Below are 15,990 nucleotides of genomic sequence, written 5' to 3' on the forward strand. Positions count from 1 at the left end.
AGAATGGCCGTCTTGCGTGCTTATTCAGAGTTAATTAATAGCCTGAAGTTCCGGCACAGATGATTGGCAATAGTAAACAAATATTGTCCGTCTTTACAAAAATCAAGACAGCCAACCGGTTGGAATTGCTGATAATTATTCCTCAGCTTAATTATTCCGCCGCCATTAATCGACGATATTCATCATAGGCATAAAGGTCGGTCATTCCGCTGATATAGTCCTGCAATAAACGCGCGCGGAAATAATATTCCCGAATGGCTTGCTGCTCCGGCGATAAATGCTGCAGCCCTTCTACCGCCTCCGCATACGCCAGCCGATGCTTGGTGGACAGCTTGTGGAACAGGCGCGTTTCGATCGGGTAAGCGCGGTGGCTGTCCTCACGCACCAGCAGGCTGAAGTCCGCCAGCGACATCGCCAACAGCGGGCTGTAAATGTCCAGCAGGCCGCTGATCACCCGGTAGCCTTGCAGCTCGAGCTGTTCGACCTCCGGGTGGTTGAACACATGCTTGAACGCCACATTTTTAAATATTTTCAGCAGCCGGTAGGCCGGGCTGGAATCCTCCAGCAGCGCCTGATTGAAGCTGCCCTGATAAACCGCGTCCAGATTGTCGATAAAGCGCTGCGCCGCGTGCGGCACCAGCCGCGCCACGGTAAACACCCGCAGATACATGAAGAACTGATCTTCCGCGCTGCGCCGCGCGCCGCCGCGATCGATCTTGCGAAACGCGCTGGCGACGGTCTTGTCGAACAAATCACCCGGCGCCACCTCGCCCCACTCCTGAATCAGGTGCTGATACAGCTGCTCGACGGTGAAAATGCTCTTCTCCACCGCGTCTTCCAGATCGGCCACGCAGTAAGAGATATCGTCGGCGGCCTCCATAATGTAGGTCAGCGGGAAACGATCGAACTCGCCCATATGCAGCTCACGCCGCAGCCGATCGACGAAGGCCTCTTCCGCCAGATAGTAGCCGGGCTTTTTCATCAGATAACTGTGGCTGGCGGGGATGTCGCTCGCCCAGTAGGCCGGGCGGGTGTATTTCAGAATGCAGCCGACCTGCGCGTAGGTCAGGTTGAGCTTGAGCAGGCTGTACACCATGCGGATCGCCTGGGCGTTGCCCTCGAAGTGGCTGAGATCCTGACGGATCCGGCTGCGCAGCCGGTTCAGATCGCTCTCCCCTTCATGCAGGCGCAGCGTCGCCACCTGGCAGCGATCGTGGCTGCCCGGCTCGCTGCCGCAGCTGGCGGGATCGAGCCGCTGGGCAAACCAGTCATTGATCGCCGATTCGCCGAAGTGACCGAACGGCGGATTGCCGATGTCGTGCATCAGGCAGGCCATTTCCACGATGCTTTCAAACGGATCGAGCAGCCGAGTCAGGCCGAGTTCGTCGATCTTCCCCGCCTGTTTGAAGCGGTTGAGGATCTCTTTGGCGATATGGCGCCCGACCTGCTGCACCTCCATCGAGTGCGTCAGGCGGCTGCGCACCGCCGCGTTGCGCTCCAGCGGAAATACCTGAGTTTTTTGCTGCAGACGGCGAATGGCCGCCGAGTTGACGATGCGCCCGCGATCGCTCTCGAACTGCCGCACGATGTCGTACTCTTCCTCGGCCTCGATCGGTTTGCTGAAAGGCCGTTGGAAGCTGATTTTTTGCTTGAAGTCGATCCCGGACATCTGTTTCTCCGCCGTTGCGCCCTGCCCCCGTGATAACAATTCCCGGCGGCGGATGCAACGCATTATCTCTCTTACACAGCCATGATAGACTATGCCGCAATTCTCACGGCCAATCAGCGAGTGTTATTTATGAAAGTAGGCATCATCGGCGCAATGGAGCAGGAAGTCACCCTGCTGCGCGATCAAATCGAAAACCGTCAAACCATCCAGCGCGCGGGCTGCGAAATCTACACCGGCCAGATCGGCGGCGTTGACGTGGCCCTGCTGAAATCCGGCATCGGCAAAGTCTCTGCGGCCATGGGCACCACCCTGTTGCTGGAGCACTGCAGCCCGGACGTAGTGATCAATACCGGCTCCGCCGGCGGCCTGGCCAGCACGCTGCGCGTGGGCGATATCGTGGTGTCGGAAGAAGTGCGCTACCACGACGCCGACGTCACCGCCTTCGGCTACGAGCCGGGCCAAATGGCCGGCTGCCCGGCGGCGTTCGTCGCCGACGACGCGCTGATCGCGCTGGCGGAAAGCTGCATCAAACAGCTGGATCTGCACGCGGTGCGCGGCCTGATCTGCAGCGGTGACGCCTTCATCAACGGCGCCGAACCGCTGGCGCGCATCCGCGCCACCTTCCCGAGCGTCGCCGCCGTGGAAATGGAAGCCGCGGCGATCGCCCACGTCTGCCATCTGTTCGGCACGCCGTTCGTGGTGGTGCGCGCCATTTCCGACGTCGCCGACAGCGAATCGCACATGAGCTTTGACGAGTTCCTGGTGGTAGCGGCCAAGCAGTCCACGCTGATGGTCAACGCCATGCTGCAAACCCTGGCCAAGCGCGGTTGATGTGAGACTGCGCTTCACCTCGATGTTCTGCCTGTTGGCGCTCTGGCTGGCTCTGCCGGCCGGCGCCGCGCAGCGGGTGATCAGCCTGGCGCCCAACGCCACCGAACTCGCCTATGCCGCCGGCATGGGCGATGTGCTGGTGGCGGCGAGCGCCTATTCCGATTACCCGCCGCAGGCCGCCAGGCTGGAGCAGGTGGCCTCCTGGCAGGGCATCAATCTGGAGCGGGTGCTGGCGCTCAAGCCGGATCTGATCCTCGCCTGGCGCGGCGGCAATCCGCAACGCGCGTTGGATCAGCTCGCCGCGTTCGGCATCCCGATCTTCTATGCGGACGCCGACAATCTCGAAGGGATCGCCGGCTTGCTGGACAAGCTGGCGCGCTACAGCCCGCACCCGGACCAGGCGCATCAGGCCGCAGAAGGCCTTCGCCGCCAGTTCGCCGCTCTCAAGCAACAGTACGCCACTAACGTGCCACGCCGCGTGTTGCTGCAGTTCGGCACCCAGCCGCTGTTCACCAGCTCCGGCGCCACGCTGCAAAGCCAGGTGCTGGCGCTGTGCGGCGGGCAGAACGTCTTCGCCGACAGCCGCACCCCTTGGCCGCAGATCAGCCGCGAGCAGGTACTGGCGCGTCAGCCGCAGGCCATCGTCATCACCGGCGGCGCGAAAGAGGCCGCCAATGTGAAAGCCTTCTGGGCGCCGCAGCTGCAGGTGCCGGTGATCGCGCTGAACGAAGACTGGTTCAATCGCGGCGGGCCGCGCCTGCTGTTGGCGGCGCAGCAGCTGTGCCGCCAGTTGGCGGAGATCCGCTGATGCTGGTGTTCTGGCTGGATATTCTCGGCACGGCGGTGTTCGCCGTCTCCGGCGTGCTGCTGGCCGGCAAGCTGCGCATGGATCCGTTCGGCGTGCTGGTATTGGGCGTGGTCACCGCGGTCGGCGGCGGCACCATCCGCGACATGGCGCTGGCCAACGGCCCGGTATTCTGGGTCAAGGATCCCACCGATCTGGTGGTGGCGATGATCACCTGCGTCTTGACGCTGCTGCTGGTGCGCCAGCCGCGCCGCCTGCCGAAGTGGGTGCTGCCGGTGCTGGACGCCGTCGGGCTGGCGGTGTTCGTCGGCATCGGCGTCAACAAGGCCTTCGCGGCCGGCACCGGCCCGCTGGTGGCGATCTGCATGGGGGTGATCACCGGCGTCGGCGGCGGCATTATCCGCGACGTGCTGGCGCGCGAGATCCCGATGATCCTGCGCACCGAAATTTACGCCACCGCCTGCATCATCGGCGGCATCGTGCACGCCACGGCGTTTTACACCTTCAATATGCCGCTGCAACAGGCCATGATGCTGGGCATGCTCATTACCCTGGCCATTCGGCTGGCGGCCATTCGTTGGCATCTCAAGCTGCCCGCCTTTATTCTCGAACGCTGAGCCGCCGCACATCACTCACGGCCGGCTGGCCGGCGCAGGAGAACGGCACGGCAGTGATCCTCGTGGAAGGGTAGGCATAAAAAAACCCGCCGGCCGTAAGGCGAGCGGGTTGATATTCTGGCAGGCAAACTCAGATGCTGAACGACGAACCGCAACCGCAGGTGGTTTTGGCATTCGGGTTGGTCACCACAAAGCGCGATCCTTCCAGCCCTTCGGTGTAGTCCACCGAACCGCCGACCAGGTACTGCAGGCTCATCGGATCGACCACCAGCGCCACGCCCTGCTTCTCGATGGTCATATCGCCATCGTTGACCTTGTCGTCAAAAGTGAAGCCGTACTGGAATCCGCTGCAGCCGCCGCCGGTAATATAAACCCGCAACTTCAGGTTCGGGTTTTCTTCGTCAGCAATCAGGAACTTAACCTTGTTTGCTGCTGCCTCGGTAAATTGCAGGGGCAGTGCCGTTTGATCACTCATACTCTTTACTCCCAACATTGTTCAGCATCAGATCGCGACTATGGCTGCCTGATTAATATTAACGATTATCCGATACCTGAGTGTTGCGTTCAAGTATTCACCGCATTTGTTGTATTTTCCTTACTTGTTTTCTGCGCCGCCTCCCGCGCCAGCTGCGCCTCCTGCTTTTGCAGCGTGCGGGCCAGGATCGACGAATACAGCGGCTTGCCGCCGAGCAGCTGCGCCACCACCGTGGCGCCGAGGCAGGTGATGATCATCGGTAAAATAAGTTGGTAGTTGTCGGTCATTTCCAGCACCAGCACGATGCCGGTCAGCGGGGCGCGCACCGTGGCGGCGAACAGCGCCCCCATGCCGGCGATGGCGAAGGTGCCCGCCTCGATGCCGTACTGCGGGAACAGATGCGCCCCCGCCAGCCCGAAGGCGGTGCCGAACAGCGTGCCCAACGCCAGCATCGGCGCGAAGATGCCGCCCGGCGCGCCGGAACCGAAGCACAGCAGCGTGGTGAAGATGCGGGTGATAAAGATAAACATCAACATGCCGACGCTGTAGTTGCCCGCCGCGGCGATCGGGATCAGCCCAAAGCCGCCGCCCGCTGCCTCCGGCTGGATCAGCCCCAGAATGCCGCACACGCCGCCGAGCAGCCCGCCCATCAGCAAGACATTGCGCATTCTGCCGCCGTGCAGGCGCGCGAACATGTCCTGGGTGCGGAAGATCAGCGCGTTGAAACCCACGCCCACCGCGCCGAAGATTGCCCCCAACACCAGATAGAGCCACAGGGTATTGATGGGCGCCGAAGAAAGTTTGTCGACCGCGATCACCGCCCCCTGGCCGTTAAACAGCTGGAACACCACGCTCGACATGATAACGCCGATAAACACCGCTTTAATCGAGATCAGGTTGTAGCGGAACTGCGGCCGCATCTCTTCGATGATGAACAAGATGCCGGCCAGCGGCGCGTTGAACGCGGCGGACAACCCGGCGGCGGCCCCGGTCGCCAGCAATGTATGACGCGCCTCGGCGCCGCGAATGCGCAGCACGTCCAATACCATACGCCCGACGTTGCCGCCCATCTGCACCGTGGGCCCTTCGCGCCCCAGCACCATGCCCGCCCCCAGCGTGCCCATGCCACCGATGAATTTCACCGGGATCACGCGCCACCAGCGTACCGGCCGCAGCTCTTCCAGCGCGCCTTCGATTTCCGGAATACCCGAGCCGCCCGCCTCAGGCGCAAAGCGCCGCACCAGGTAATAGCCCAGCGCCGCCAGCGCGGCGGACAGGATAAACGCCAGCGGCCACACCAGAAGCCAGGAGTCGGCGACCTGCGCCAGCGAAGCCAGCCGCTGCTGCTGCACCCACTCCACCGCTTTATCGAAGGCCACGCCGAGCAAACCGGCCAGCGCCCCCACCAGCGCGGCCATCACCAGGATCGCCACCGGGGTTTTATCGCGGCGAATAAACTGACGCACCGCATCGCTGCGGCTAAGACGCGGGCTCAACGTCCCGACGGGCTGTGATTGTGATTCTGTCATCGCGAGTGATTCGTCAGGTAATTTGTAATACAAATAGGCAGAGCGATAATTCTACCCCAACCTGGCGGCGGACGCTGCCGTTAATGGTATCTGACTGTGATCGTTTCATAACGCGGCGCTCTCCTCTAGAATAGCGCGGTCAAATCATTCAAAAGAGAATCCAGGAGCCGATTTATGAGCCTACACAGCAAGTCCGAAAGTCTGTACGCCCAGGCGCAACAGTTGATCCCCGGCGGGGTAAACTCTCCGGTGCGTGCATTCACCGGCGTGGGCGGTGTGCCGCTGTTTATCGAGCGGGCAGACGGGGCTTACCTGTTCGATGCCGACGGCAAGGCCTATATCGACTATGTCGGTTCCTGGGGGCCGATGGTGCTGGGGCATAACCACCCGGCGATCCGCGACGCGGTAATCGAAGCGGCGCAGCGCGGCCTGAGCTTCGGCGCGCCGACCGAGATGGAAGTCAAAATGGCGCAGCTGGTCACTGAGCTGGTGCCGACGATGGATATGGTGCGCATGGTGAACTCGGGCACCGAAGCCACCATGAGCGCCATCCGCCTGGCGCGCGGCTACACCAACCGCGATAAAATCATCAAGTTCGAAGGCTGCTATCACGGCCACGCCGACTGCCTGCTGGTGAAAGCCGGCTCCGGCGCGCTGACCCTCGGCCAGCCGAACTCACCGGGCGTGCCGGCCGACTTCGCCAAGCACACTCTGACCTGCACCTATAACGATCTGGATTCGGTGCGCGCCGCCTTCGAACAGTACCCGTCCGAAATCGCCTGTATCATCGTCGAGCCGGTCGCCGGCAACATGAACTGCGTGCCGCCGCTGCCGGAATTCCTGCCGGGCCTGCGCGCCCTGTGCGACAAGTACGGCGCGCTCTTGATCATCGACGAAGTGATGACCGGCTTCCGCGTCGCGCTGGCCGGCGCGCAATCCTATTACGGCGTCGAGCCTGATCTGACCTGCCTCGGCAAAATCATCGGCGGCGGCATGCCGGTGGGCGCCTTCGGCGGCCGTCGCGAGGTGATGGAGGCGCTGGCGCCGACCGGCCCGGTCTACCAGGCCGGCACCCTGTCCGGCAACCCGATCGCCATGGCGGCGGGCTACGCTTGTTTGACCGAAGTCTCACAAGTCGGCGTGCACCAGACGCTGACCGAACTGACCGAGATGCTGGCCGCTGGCCTGCTGCACGCGGCGCAGGAGGAGAATATTCCGCTGGTGGTCAACAACGTCGGCGGCATGTTCGGCCTGTTCTTCACCGACGCGCCGGCGGTCACCTGCTACCAGGACGTGATGCAGTGCGACGTGGAACGCTTCAAGCGCTTCTTCCACCTGATGCTGGAAGAAGGGGTGTATCTGGCGCCGTCCGCCTTCGAAGCGGGCTTCATGTCCGTGGCGCACAGCAAGGAAGACATTCAACGCACCATCGACGCCGCGCGTCGCTGCTTCGCCAAGCTGTAATCCCGGCCGAATGGCCAAAAAAACGGGCGCCGAGGCGCCCGTTTTGTTTTTCGCAGCTGCTTAAAGCAGCGTGCCGTAAATGGTCAACAGCGCCACCACCACCACGATGATCATCGTCACCTTGCGAGCCAGCGTCACCGCCGCCCGCGGCGTTTGCACCGGATCCATATGCGGATCGCGCGCCAGCGAGAATTGCGCCAGCCGCGTCAGCACCTGATACGACGACGAATGCCGATCCCCCAGCGAGGCGAACCAGGCCGGCAGCGCGCGTTCACCGTGGCCAAACAGCGCGTAGGCCACTCCAGCCAAACGCACCGGGATCCAGTCCAGCCAGTTCAGCAGGTGATCGATGCCCGATTGCGAACGCTCCAGCGGCGTATTGTGGCGCGCCAGCCAGGTTTGATAGGCGCGCAGAAAGGCATACCCCGCCAGCGCGATCGGCCCGTACGGCCCAAAGACCACAAACCAGAACAGCGGCGCCAGGTAATAACGGAAGTTAATCCACAGCAGCGCGTTTTGCAGCTCGCGCAGGCGCAGCTCTTCGCTGCAGTCCACCGGCAAGCCGTGGATCAACGCCAGCTCTTCCGCCATCTGATCGCTGGCGTGGATATCCCCCTGTCGCGCCGCTTTCAGGTAGGCGCGGTAGTGTTTGCGCTTGATGCCGGCGCCGACGCACAGCAGATCGATGACGATCCACAGCAGCAGCGTCACCACGCCGAAGAACAGCCCGTGCGACAACCACAGAACGCCCCAGACGATCACCATCCAGGCGGCGGTCATCGCCAGCGTCTGCGCCAGCGAAACCCGATGCAGCCGCTGAAATACCACTTCGAGGCGATGATCCAGCTGCCAGTGTTCTCCCAGCTTGAACAGGCGCTCCCAGGCCAAAACCAGCAACAGCGTAAACAGCGTCATTAGCGATTCCTCTCCCTTTTTCTTGTCTCAAGCATAGCGTCGGCGGGCGCGCCGCGTTGTTCCAGAGATGCCAGATAGCGATCCCAATCGAACGCCGGCCCGGGATCGGTCTTGCGGCCGGGGGCGATATCGCAATGCCCGGCGATATTGGACGCCAGCGGCGGATAATGTTCGGCCAGCAGCACGGTGACCGCCTGCAGCGTGCGATATTGCGCTTCGGTGTAGGGTAACTGGTCAGTCCCTTCCAGCTCGATGCCGATGGAGAAATCGTTGCACCGATCGCGCCCCTGATACAGGGAAACGCCCGCGTGCCAGGCGCGCTGGTCGAAGGGCACATACTGCACTATCGCCCCGTCGCGGCGAATCAGGCAATGCGCCGACACCCGCAGCTGATGGATATCGGCGAAATAAGGGTGCTGCGCAGGGTCGAGCGTGCCGGTGAACAGTTGGTCGATATAGGGGCCGCCGAACTCGCCGGGCGGCAAGCTGATGTTGTGGATGACCAGCAGCGAGGGCGGCTCGTCATCCGGGCGCCGATCGCAGTGCGGCGAGAGCACTCGCGTCGCCCCGACAATCCAGCCATTTTCCAACTGCATCAGACACCTCTCTGCGGTGGTACTTATTCCTGCAACAGAGTAGCATGTTCCCCTACGATCTAACCGTCCATTTCGGAGTTTTCCATGCCGACACGCCGCTACAGTGCCGACAGTCGCCGCACCGAGCTTCTTGAACGAATTGAAAGTGATATTCCCTATGCCGTCGCCCAGGCGCTGCGCGAAGACCTGGGGGGTGAAGTCGACGCCGGGCGCGATATTACCGCGCAATTGTTACCGGCAGACAAACAGGCCGAAGCCACCGTCATCACCCGCGAAGCCGGCGTGTTCTGTGGTCGCCGCTGGCTGAACGAAGTCTTTATTCAGTTGGGCAATCAGGTGCAGGTGGAGTGGCTGGTGGCGGACGGCGACCGTCTGACGCCGAACCAACCGCTCTGCCGGCTGCGCGGCCCGGCGCGGGTGATGCTGACCGGCGAGCGCACCGCGCTGAACTTCGTGCAGACGCTTTCCGGCGTGGCGACCGAGGTCAGCCGCTATGTGGCCCTGCTGGAAGGCACCCGGACTCGCCTGCTCGATACCCGCAAGACCTTACCCGGCCTGCGCACCGCGCTGAAATACGCCGTGCTGTGCGGGGGCGGCAGCAACCACCGGCTGGGGCTGTCCGATGCCTTCCTGATCAAGGAAAACCACATTATCGCCTCCGGCTCGATCAAGAACGCGGTGGAAAAAGCCTTCTGGCTGCACGCCGACGTGCCGGTGGAAGTGGAAGTCGAGTCGCTCGATGAACTGCAGCAGGCGCTGGATGCCGGCGCCGATATCATCATGCTGGACAACTTCAGCGTAGAGATGATGCGTCAGGCGGTCGCCCAAACCCAGGGCCGCGCCCAGCTGGAAGTGTCCGGCAATGTCACCCGCGAGACGCTGCGCACCTTCGCCGAAACCGGCGTGGATTACATTTCGGTCGGCGCGCTGACCAAGCATGTGACCGCGCTCGATCTGTCGATGCGCTTCAAATGATCCCCTCGCCCCCGGCCGCTGCCGGGGGCGTTACCGTAAAATTGCGAACCCCCTCTCACCGTTTTTTTCACCGCTGCAAACCACATCATTACTGATGGAAGCGCGCCGAGAAACGCGTAACCGCCCCTCGCCGTGCCCCCGAGCAAGCCGCTACCGTTGTCTTCCACACCCCAATGGAGGAAACAACGCATGGAAACACAACGCGGCTTTACCCTGATAGAACTGATGGTGGTGATCGCCATCATCGCCATCCTCAGCGCCATCGGCATTCCCGCCTACCAGCGCTACATCCAGAAAGCAGCGATGACCGACATGCTGCAAACCATGGCGCCGTATAAAATGGCGGTCGAGCTGTGCGTACTGGACGAAGGCGCGCCCGCCGGCTGCGAGGCCGGCAGCAAAGGCATTCCCACCGGCGGCACGTCGCGCTATGTCAGCGGGGTGAAAGTCGTCAAAGGCGTGATCACGCTGACCGGCAGCCAAACGCTACAGGGCCTGGCGGTGGCATTAACCCCCAAGTCGAACGCCGATGGGCTGACCCGCTGGACCCGGCTGTGTAGCAGCGAAAACGCGACGCTGGTTGAGGTGTGCCAGGAAGTCTTCCGCTTCGACAACGCGGCGGAGTAATGGCGATGAACGCGCAAATCAGCGAAGAGGTTCACGCCCTGTGCCGGCGCTATCAGGCGCTGGCGCTGAGCGAAGACCCGACCACCCTGACGGTCGCGCTCAGCGAAGAAGCGCCGCAGGGGCTGCTGGCGGCGCTGCGTTTCGCCACCGGCAAGCGCATACATTTGGAACAATGGCCGGCGGCCAGGCTGGAGATGGCGCTGAACCAGCACCACGAGCCGCTCCCGGCGCCGTTGACGGCCGAAGAGGACACGACCGACATCGCCTATCCCGACGACGGCGATGCGCCGGTGGTACAGTTCATCAACCAGACGCTGCGCCTGGCCATTCAGCGCCGCGCCTCGGACATTCACTTTGAGCCCTTTCGGCAGCATTTTCGCATTCGCCTGCGCATCGACGGCGTGCTGCAAACCCTTGCCTCACCGCCGCCGCAGCTGGCTGCGCGCCTCCTCGCCCGGCTGAAGATCCTCGGCCAACTGGATATCGCCGAGCGCCGTCAACCTCAGGACGGGCAGCTCAGCCTGACGCTGGACAGCGCGCGCTATGCCATGCGCATCGCCACCCTGCCGACGTTGCACGGCGAAAAGGTGGTGCTGCGCGTTCAGCAGGGCGAGCAGCAAGAGCTGCCGCTGGATCAACTGGGCATGAGCCGGACGGATCTGGCGCGCTACGCGGCAGCGTTGGCCTGCCCGCAAGGTTTGATCCTGGTGACCGGCCCGACCGGCAGCGGCAAGACGGTAACGCTGTACAGCGGGCTGCGCCAGCTGAATGATGCGCAAAGCAACCTGTGCAGCGTCGAGGATCCGGTCGAGATCCCGCTGTTCGGCGTCAATCAGACCCAGATCAACGCCAAAACCGAGCTGAACTTCACCCGAGTGCTGCGTGCCCTGCTGCGCCAGGATCCGGACGTCATCATGATCGGCGAGATCCGCGATGCGGAAACCGCCGAGATCGCGGTCAAGGCCGCGCAAACCGGCCACCTGGTGCTGTCGACGCTGCATACCAACTCCACGGCTGAAACCCTGACGCGGCTGATGCACATGGGTATCCCCGGCTACCTGCTCGCCGGCTGCCTGAAGCTGGTCGTCGCCCAGCGGCTGGTGCGCAGGCTGTGTCGCCACTGCCGCTACCCGCAAAGCCAGCCGGCGCATTTTCCCACCGCGCTCTGGCCGGAACCGCTGACCGCCTGGCGCGCCGACGGCTGCGAGCACTGCTTCGGCGGCTATTATGGGCGCATCGGCGTGTATGAACTGTTGGCCATTACGCCGGAAATTCAGGCGGCATTGCTGGCGAACGCCGCACCCAGTCTGCTGGCGGATATCGCCCGCGAACAGGGGCAGCTTTCGCTGCTGCAGGCGGGTCTGGCGCTGGCCGCCGAAGGCACGACCTCGCTGGAAGAACTGTACCGCGTGATCGACGTCGTCCAGCCCGGCGTAACCACGCCATGAAAGCGCGCCGGTTGTTTCTGTGGCAGGCTTTCGACGCTCACGGCACCTTACGCCGCGGCGAACTGATGAGCGAGGAAAAACGGCAGGTGAGCCGGCTGCTGATCGAACAAGGCCTGCAACCTTGGCGGATCGGGCACGGTAAACGCGTCACGCCCGGCCAATGGCGCGGAGAACCCTTAATCCACTTCACCCGCCAGCTCGCTACCCTGTTGCAGGCCGGGCTGCCGCTGGTCAATACGCTGCAGCTTCTGGCGGCAGAGCCCCCTTCGGCAGCCTGGCGCTGCCTGCTGCGCCAGCTGGCCGACCAGGTGCGCGAAGGGCAGCCGCTCTCCGAAAGCCTTGCCGCACAACCAAGCGTTTTTCCACTGATCTATCGCCAACTGATCGCCATCGGCGAACTGACCGGCAACCTCGATCGCTGCTGCCTGCAGCTGGCGCAACAACAGGAGGCCCAGTTGCTGCTGCGCCGCAAGGTGACCAAAGCGCTGCGTTATCCCCTCTTCATCTGCGCGGTGGCGCTGCTGGTCAGCGTGCTGATGCTGGTGATGGTGCTGCCGGAATTTGCCAAGGTTTATCAGTCGTTCGATGCGCAGCTGCCCTGGTTTACCCAAGGATTATTGGGGTTGTCCGCGCTGCTGATCGCCGTAGGCCCCTATTTGGCGCTGCTGCTCGGCGCGTTGCTGTTCGGCTACTGCCGCTGGCTGCATCCGCGCCCTCCGTGGCGCCAACGCGAACAGGCCGCCTTGCTGCGCCTGCCGCTGATTGCCCGGCTGGTGAGCGGCGGCGCGCTGAGCCAAACATTTCGTATCCTGACCATGACCCAACGCGCGGGGCTGACGCTGGTGGAAGGTTTGAACGCGGCGGCGCTGGCGGCGGATCATCCGCTGTACCGGCAGGCGCTGGAGCAGGTGCAACGGCAGATCGCCGAAGGCGAAGCGTTTCATCAGGCCCTGGGTTTGCAACCGCTGTTTCCGCCACTGTGCCGGCAGCTGGTGCGGGTGGGCGAGGAGTCCGGTTCGCTGGACGCCTTGCTGGATAAGTTGGCGCAGTGGTATGAACGGCAGACGCACGAGCTGGCCGATACGCTGACGCAAACGCTGGAGCCGCTGTTGATGCTGGTAGTGGGCGGGATTGTCGGCGCTTTGGTGATCGCCATGTATCTGCCTATCTTTCAACTGGGCAGCGTGCTGGGATAAAGAAGAGGATAGCGGGCGCCGCGGTGCGCGGCGCCCGAATGCAAGCTGCGGCTTATTTGCTGCCGAAGACGCGGTTTTCCTGCTCCGCCACGCGGATAAAGGTGGTGCGCTTGGTCAGCTCTTTCAGGCGCTCGGCGCCGACGTAGGTGCAGGCGGAACGCAAGCCGCCGAGGATATCGCGCACGGTGAACTCCACCTCGCCGCGCAGCGGCAGCTTGACGGTTTTGCCTTCGGCCGCGCGATACTCTGCTACGCCGCCGACGTGGCGCTTCATCGCCGACTCAGAGCTCATGCCGTAGAACAGCATGAACTTCTCGCCGTTCTCTTCCACCACGGTGCCTTCGCACTCGTCGTGGCCGGCCAGCATGCCGCCCAGCATCACGAAGTCCGCGCCGCCGCCGAAGGCTTTGGCGACATCGCCCGGCACCGAGCAGCCGCCGTCGCTGACGATTTGGCCGCCCAGCCCATGGGCCGCGTCGGCGCATTCGATCACCGCCGACAGCTGCGGATAGCCCACGCCGGTCTTCACGCGGGTGGTGCATACCGACCCCGGGCCGATGCCGACTTTAACGATGTCGGCGCCGGAGAGGATCAACTCTTCCACCATCTCGCCGGTTACCACGTTGCCGGCGCAGATGACGTGATTCGGGCAGGCTTCGCGCGCTTTCTGCAGGAAGGCGACGAAGTGTTCGGAGTAGCCGTTGGCCACGTCGATACAGATGAATTTCAGCGCCGAAGACAGGGCCAGGATCTGCTGCATTTTGGCGAAGTCGGCTTCGGAGGTGCCGGTGGACACCATCACGTGGCGCAGCACCGATTCCGGCATGCGCTGCACGAAGTCAGCCCATTGCTCGACGCTGTAATGTTTGTGTACGGCGGTGAGAACGTCGAAAGAAGCCAGGGCCTCGGCCATGCGGAAGGTGCCCACCGTGTCCATGTTGGCGGCGATAATCGGCACGCCGGACCAGCTGCAACCTGAATGCTTGAAGGTAAACTGACGTTCCAGTTCAACCTCGGAGCGGCTTTTCAGCGTGGAACGCTTAGGGCGGATCAACACGTCTTTAAAGCCCAACTTCAAATCTTCTTCAATACGCATGACTTATGATTTCCTGGTTAATGGCGACGGATCGCAAGGAGGATATTCGAACCTCTACCCGACGGCTTTCCAGTGGCGCAAAAAGACGGCGGCGAGATTAATGCCAGTTCCAGTGACGTTATAATACGCGCTAATAATCGCCGAACAAGACTGCGAATTCGCCTTTATTTACGCTACAATCCGACAAATTTACCTGCATAATCGCAGTGTGATTGCCCGCTCATTTTTGCCGTGCCGCTGCGTTTTTTCTCGCCACCCAATCGGTGCCGATGCGCAAGCGCCGCCTGCCGACTTGCACTTCTGCGCGATCGCTTTATGATTCGACTATTATTTTTTTATGAACATCGGATGCACCTAACACCATGGCCTACATTGTTGCGTTGACCGGGGGCATAGGCAGCGGCAAGACGACCGTCGCGAACGCCTTTGCGCGCCACGGCGCAACCCTTGTCGATGCCGACGTGATCGCCCGTCAGGTCGTCGAGCCGGGCACCCCTGCCTTGGCCGCGATCGCCGAACGATTTGGTAATGAAATGTTGCTGCCGGACGGTGCGTTGGATCGCGCTGCGCTGCGTCAGCGCATCTTCAGCCATCCCGATGACAAAACCTGGCTGAACCAGCTGCTGCACCCGCTGATACACCGAGAAACCCAGCGCCAACTGGCGCAGGCCACCAGCCCGTACGCGCTGTGGGTGGTGCCGCTGCTGGTGGAAAACCGCCTGCAGGATCGCGCCGATCGGGTGCTGGTGATCGACGTCGACGCCGAAACCCAGCTGGCTCGCACCATCGCGCGCGACGGCGTAAGCCGTGAGCAAGCGCAGAGCATTCTCGCCGCCCAGGCCACGCGCCAGCAGCGCCTCGCCGTGGCGGATGACATTATTGACAACAGCGGCGCCGCTCAGGGGATAGAGCCACAGGTCGCCGCTCTGCATCGTCGCTACCTTGAACTGGCGGCAACAGCGCCCCAACAGGATTAAACTGCATGAGTGATGTTTCCCCAACCGTTCTCTTTGAACACCCGCTGAACGAGAAGATACGCACCTGGCTGCGCATCGAATTCCTGCTGCAACAGCTGCACGGCCAACGCGCCCTGAGTGAAACCGCCATCGCCCTCACCTTCTTTCGCACCGTCTCCGACTTGCTGGACGTGCTGGAGCGCGGCGAAGTGCGCACCGAACTGCTCAAAGAGCTGGAGCGCCAGCAGCAGAAACTGTTGGCCTGGGCCGATGTGCCGGGCGTGGATATGGCGCTGATCGACCAGCTGCGCGGCCAGCTGAAGTCGCGCTCATCGGCGCTGATGGCGGCGCCGCGCCTCGGCCAGGCGCTGCGCGAAGATCGGCTGATCGGCCTGGTGCGTCAGCGGCTGAACATTCCTGGCGGTTGCTGCAGCTTCGATCTGCCGACCCTGCACATGTGGATGCACGCGCCGCAGCAAGATCGCGATGCCGACGTCGCCGCCTGGCTGCAGTCGCTGGATCCGCTGAACCAGGCGCTGATCATGGTGTTGGATCTGATCCGCCAATCCGGGCCGTTCCGCAATCAAATCAGCCTGAACGGTTTTTTCCAGGACAACGCCGAAGGGGCGGATCTGCTGCGCCTGCGCCTCCATCTGGCGCCGCAGCTTTATCCGCAGATTTCCGGCCATAAGACGCGTTATGCTATTCGTTTCCTGCCGCTGGACAGCGAACATGGCGCGGTGCCTGAACGCCTGACGTTCGAACTGGCCTGTTGTTGAACTTATGAAAGA

General features: G+C 62.7%; 16 protein-coding genes. 10 read left to right on the top strand and 6 right to left on the bottom strand.

The genetic code is table 11. The annotated features are described in order from the left end of the window. Positions 1-151: 151 nt before the first annotated feature. Positions 152-1,669 carry a dGTPase gene (dgt, locus tag ACMGF7_RS04120; RefSeq protein ID WP_044029676.1) on the bottom strand — a complete coding sequence of 506 codons (1,518 nt, stop codon included), beginning with the start codon at positions 1,667-1,669 and terminating at the stop codon, positions 152-154. A 129-nt stretch (positions 1,670-1,798) separates the two neighbouring features. Here dgt and mtnN point away from each other — a divergent pair, with 129 nt between their 5' ends. The 3 genes from mtnN to ACMGF7_RS04135 are packed head-to-tail and all read left to right on the top strand — an operon-like array spanning position 1,799 to position 3,922. Then, on the top strand, positions 1,799-2,500 hold the full coding sequence (gene mtnN / locus ACMGF7_RS04125; protein WP_015376665.1) for a 5'-methylthioadenosine/S-adenosylhomocysteine nucleosidase: 702 nt from the start codon (positions 1,799-1,801) through the stop codon (positions 2,498-2,500). A gap of 22 nt (positions 2,501-2,522) precedes the next feature. After that, entirely contained in the window at positions 2,523-3,308 is a 786-nt protein-coding gene (gene btuF / locus ACMGF7_RS04130) for a vitamin B12 ABC transporter substrate-binding protein BtuF (RefSeq protein WP_004932705.1), read from the top strand. Next, positions 3,308-3,922, top strand: coding sequence for a TRIC cation channel family protein (locus ACMGF7_RS04135; RefSeq protein WP_015376663.1), 615 nt, complete (start codon positions 3,308-3,310; stop codon positions 3,920-3,922). Before btuF ends, ACMGF7_RS04135 begins: the two co-directional genes overlap by 1 nt. Before the next feature lie 130 nt (positions 3,923-4,052). Here ACMGF7_RS04135 and erpA read toward each other — a convergent pair whose 3' ends face one another. After that, positions 4,053-4,397 carry an iron-sulfur cluster insertion protein ErpA gene (erpA, locus tag ACMGF7_RS04140; RefSeq protein WP_004932708.1) on the bottom strand — a complete coding sequence of 115 codons (345 nt, stop codon included), beginning with the start codon at positions 4,395-4,397 and terminating at the stop codon, positions 4,053-4,055. An 89-nt stretch (positions 4,398-4,486) separates the two neighbouring features. Next, on the bottom strand, positions 4,487-5,926 hold the full coding sequence (clcA, locus tag ACMGF7_RS04145; RefSeq protein WP_033631797.1) for a H(+)/Cl(-) exchange transporter ClcA: 1,440 nt from the start codon (positions 5,924-5,926) through the stop codon (positions 4,487-4,489). Positions 5,927-6,100: 174 nt separating this feature from the next. Between clcA and hemL the strand changes: the two genes are divergently transcribed. Continuing rightward, positions 6,101-7,390: a glutamate-1-semialdehyde 2,1-aminomutase gene (hemL, locus tag ACMGF7_RS04150; protein WP_049242056.1), complete on the top strand. Its 1,290-nt coding sequence runs from the start codon at positions 6,101-6,103 to the stop codon at positions 7,388-7,390. A gap of 60 nt (positions 7,391-7,450) precedes the next feature. Here hemL and ampE read toward each other — a convergent pair whose 3' ends face one another. After that, on the bottom strand, positions 7,451-8,305 hold the full coding sequence (gene ampE / locus ACMGF7_RS04155; protein WP_004932714.1) for a beta-lactamase regulator AmpE: 855 nt from the start codon (positions 8,303-8,305) through the stop codon (positions 7,451-7,453). Then, positions 8,305-8,901 (bottom strand): 1,6-anhydro-N-acetylmuramyl-L-alanine amidase AmpD, encoded by a 597-nt coding sequence (ampD, locus tag ACMGF7_RS04160; RefSeq protein WP_049242053.1) that lies wholly within the window; start codon positions 8,899-8,901, stop codon positions 8,305-8,307. Before ampD ends, ampE begins: the two co-directional genes overlap by 1 nt. An 84-nt stretch (positions 8,902-8,985) precedes the next feature. Between ampD and nadC the strand changes: the two genes are divergently transcribed. From nadC to hofC, 4 genes are all read left to right on the top strand, one after another. Further along, entirely contained in the window at positions 8,986-9,876 is an 891-nt protein-coding gene (gene nadC, locus ACMGF7_RS04165) for a carboxylating nicotinate-nucleotide diphosphorylase (protein WP_004932717.1), read from the top strand. Between the two features lie 189 nt (positions 9,877-10,065). Further along, entirely contained in the window at positions 10,066-10,503 is a 438-nt protein-coding gene (gene ppdD, locus ACMGF7_RS04170; RefSeq protein WP_049242050.1) for a prepilin peptidase-dependent pilin, read from the top strand. 5 nt (positions 10,504-10,508) lie between these two features. Further along, positions 10,509-11,951, top strand: a complete 1,443-nt coding sequence (gene gspE / locus ACMGF7_RS04175) for a type II secretion system protein GspE (RefSeq protein ID WP_273874895.1) — start codon at positions 10,509-10,511, stop codon at positions 11,949-11,951. Next, positions 11,948-13,147, top strand: a complete 1,200-nt coding sequence (hofC, locus tag ACMGF7_RS04180; protein WP_420286360.1) for a protein transport protein HofC — start codon at positions 11,948-11,950, stop codon at positions 13,145-13,147. Before gspE ends, hofC begins: the two co-directional genes overlap by 4 nt. 52 nt (positions 13,148-13,199) lie before the next feature. On the opposite strand, the gene ACMGF7_RS04185 is transcribed toward hofC, so the two are convergent. Further along, positions 13,200-14,243 carry a GMP reductase gene (locus ACMGF7_RS04185; protein ID WP_004932727.1) on the bottom strand — a complete coding sequence of 348 codons (1,044 nt, stop codon included), beginning with the start codon at positions 14,241-14,243 and terminating at the stop codon, positions 13,200-13,202. A 362-nt stretch (positions 14,244-14,605) separates the two neighbouring features. On the opposite strand from ACMGF7_RS04185, the gene coaE reads away from it, so the two are divergent. After that, positions 14,606-15,220: a dephospho-CoA kinase gene (gene coaE, locus ACMGF7_RS04190; RefSeq protein ID WP_004932729.1), complete on the top strand. Its 615-nt coding sequence runs from the start codon at positions 14,606-14,608 to the stop codon at positions 15,218-15,220. Between the two features lie 5 nt (positions 15,221-15,225). Continuing rightward, positions 15,226-15,978, top strand: coding sequence for a cell division protein ZapD (gene zapD / locus ACMGF7_RS04195; protein ID WP_420286361.1), 753 nt, complete (start codon positions 15,226-15,228; stop codon positions 15,976-15,978). The last annotated feature ends 12 nt before the right edge of the window (positions 15,979-15,990 follow it).

The organism is Serratia sp. BNK-17, assembly GCF_048684935.1.
In the GTDB taxonomy this organism is placed as follows: Bacteria; Pseudomonadota; Gammaproteobacteria; order Enterobacterales; family Enterobacteriaceae; genus Serratia; species Serratia nematodiphila.

Excerpts from the sequence above, each read along its gene's own strand:
- dgt (WP_044029676.1), bottom strand. The coding sequence starts at position 1,669 with ATGTCCGGGATCGACTTCAAGCAAAAAATCAGCTTCCAACGGCCTTTC.
- mtnN (WP_015376665.1), top strand. The coding sequence starts at position 1,799 with ATGAAAGTAGGCATCATCGGCGCAATGGAGCAGGAAGTCACCCTGCTG.
- btuF (WP_004932705.1), top strand. The coding sequence starts at position 2,523 with ATGTTCTGCCTGTTGGCGCTCTGGCTGGCTCTGCCGGCCGGCGCCGCG.
- ACMGF7_RS04135 (WP_015376663.1), top strand. The coding sequence starts at position 3,308 with ATGCTGGTGTTCTGGCTGGATATTCTCGGCACGGCGGTGTTCGCCGTC.
- erpA (WP_004932708.1), bottom strand. The coding sequence starts at position 4,397 with ATGAGTGATCAAACGGCACTGCCCCTGCAATTTACCGAGGCAGCAGCA.
- clcA (WP_033631797.1), bottom strand. The coding sequence starts at position 5,926 with ATGACAGAATCACAATCACAGCCCGTCGGGACGTTGAGCCCGCGTCTT.
- hemL (WP_049242056.1), top strand. The coding sequence starts at position 6,101 with ATGAGCCTACACAGCAAGTCCGAAAGTCTGTACGCCCAGGCGCAACAG.
- ampE (WP_004932714.1), bottom strand. The coding sequence starts at position 8,305 with ATGACGCTGTTTACGCTGTTGCTGGTTTTGGCCTGGGAGCGCCTGTTC.
- ampD (WP_049242053.1), bottom strand. The coding sequence starts at position 8,901 with ATGCAGTTGGAAAATGGCTGGATTGTCGGGGCGACGCGAGTGCTCTCG.
- nadC (WP_004932717.1), top strand. The coding sequence starts at position 8,986 with ATGCCGACACGCCGCTACAGTGCCGACAGTCGCCGCACCGAGCTTCTT.
- ppdD (WP_049242050.1), top strand. The coding sequence starts at position 10,066 with ATGGAAACACAACGCGGCTTTACCCTGATAGAACTGATGGTGGTGATC.
- gspE (WP_273874895.1), top strand. The coding sequence starts at position 10,509 with ATGAACGCGCAAATCAGCGAAGAGGTTCACGCCCTGTGCCGGCGCTAT.
- hofC (WP_420286360.1), top strand. The coding sequence starts at position 11,948 with ATGAAAGCGCGCCGGTTGTTTCTGTGGCAGGCTTTCGACGCTCACGGC.
- ACMGF7_RS04185 (WP_004932727.1), bottom strand. The coding sequence starts at position 14,243 with ATGCGTATTGAAGAAGATTTGAAGTTGGGCTTTAAAGACGTGTTGATC.
- coaE (WP_004932729.1), top strand. The coding sequence starts at position 14,606 with ATGGCCTACATTGTTGCGTTGACCGGGGGCATAGGCAGCGGCAAGACG.
- zapD (WP_420286361.1), top strand. The coding sequence starts at position 15,226 with ATGAGTGATGTTTCCCCAACCGTTCTCTTTGAACACCCGCTGAACGAG.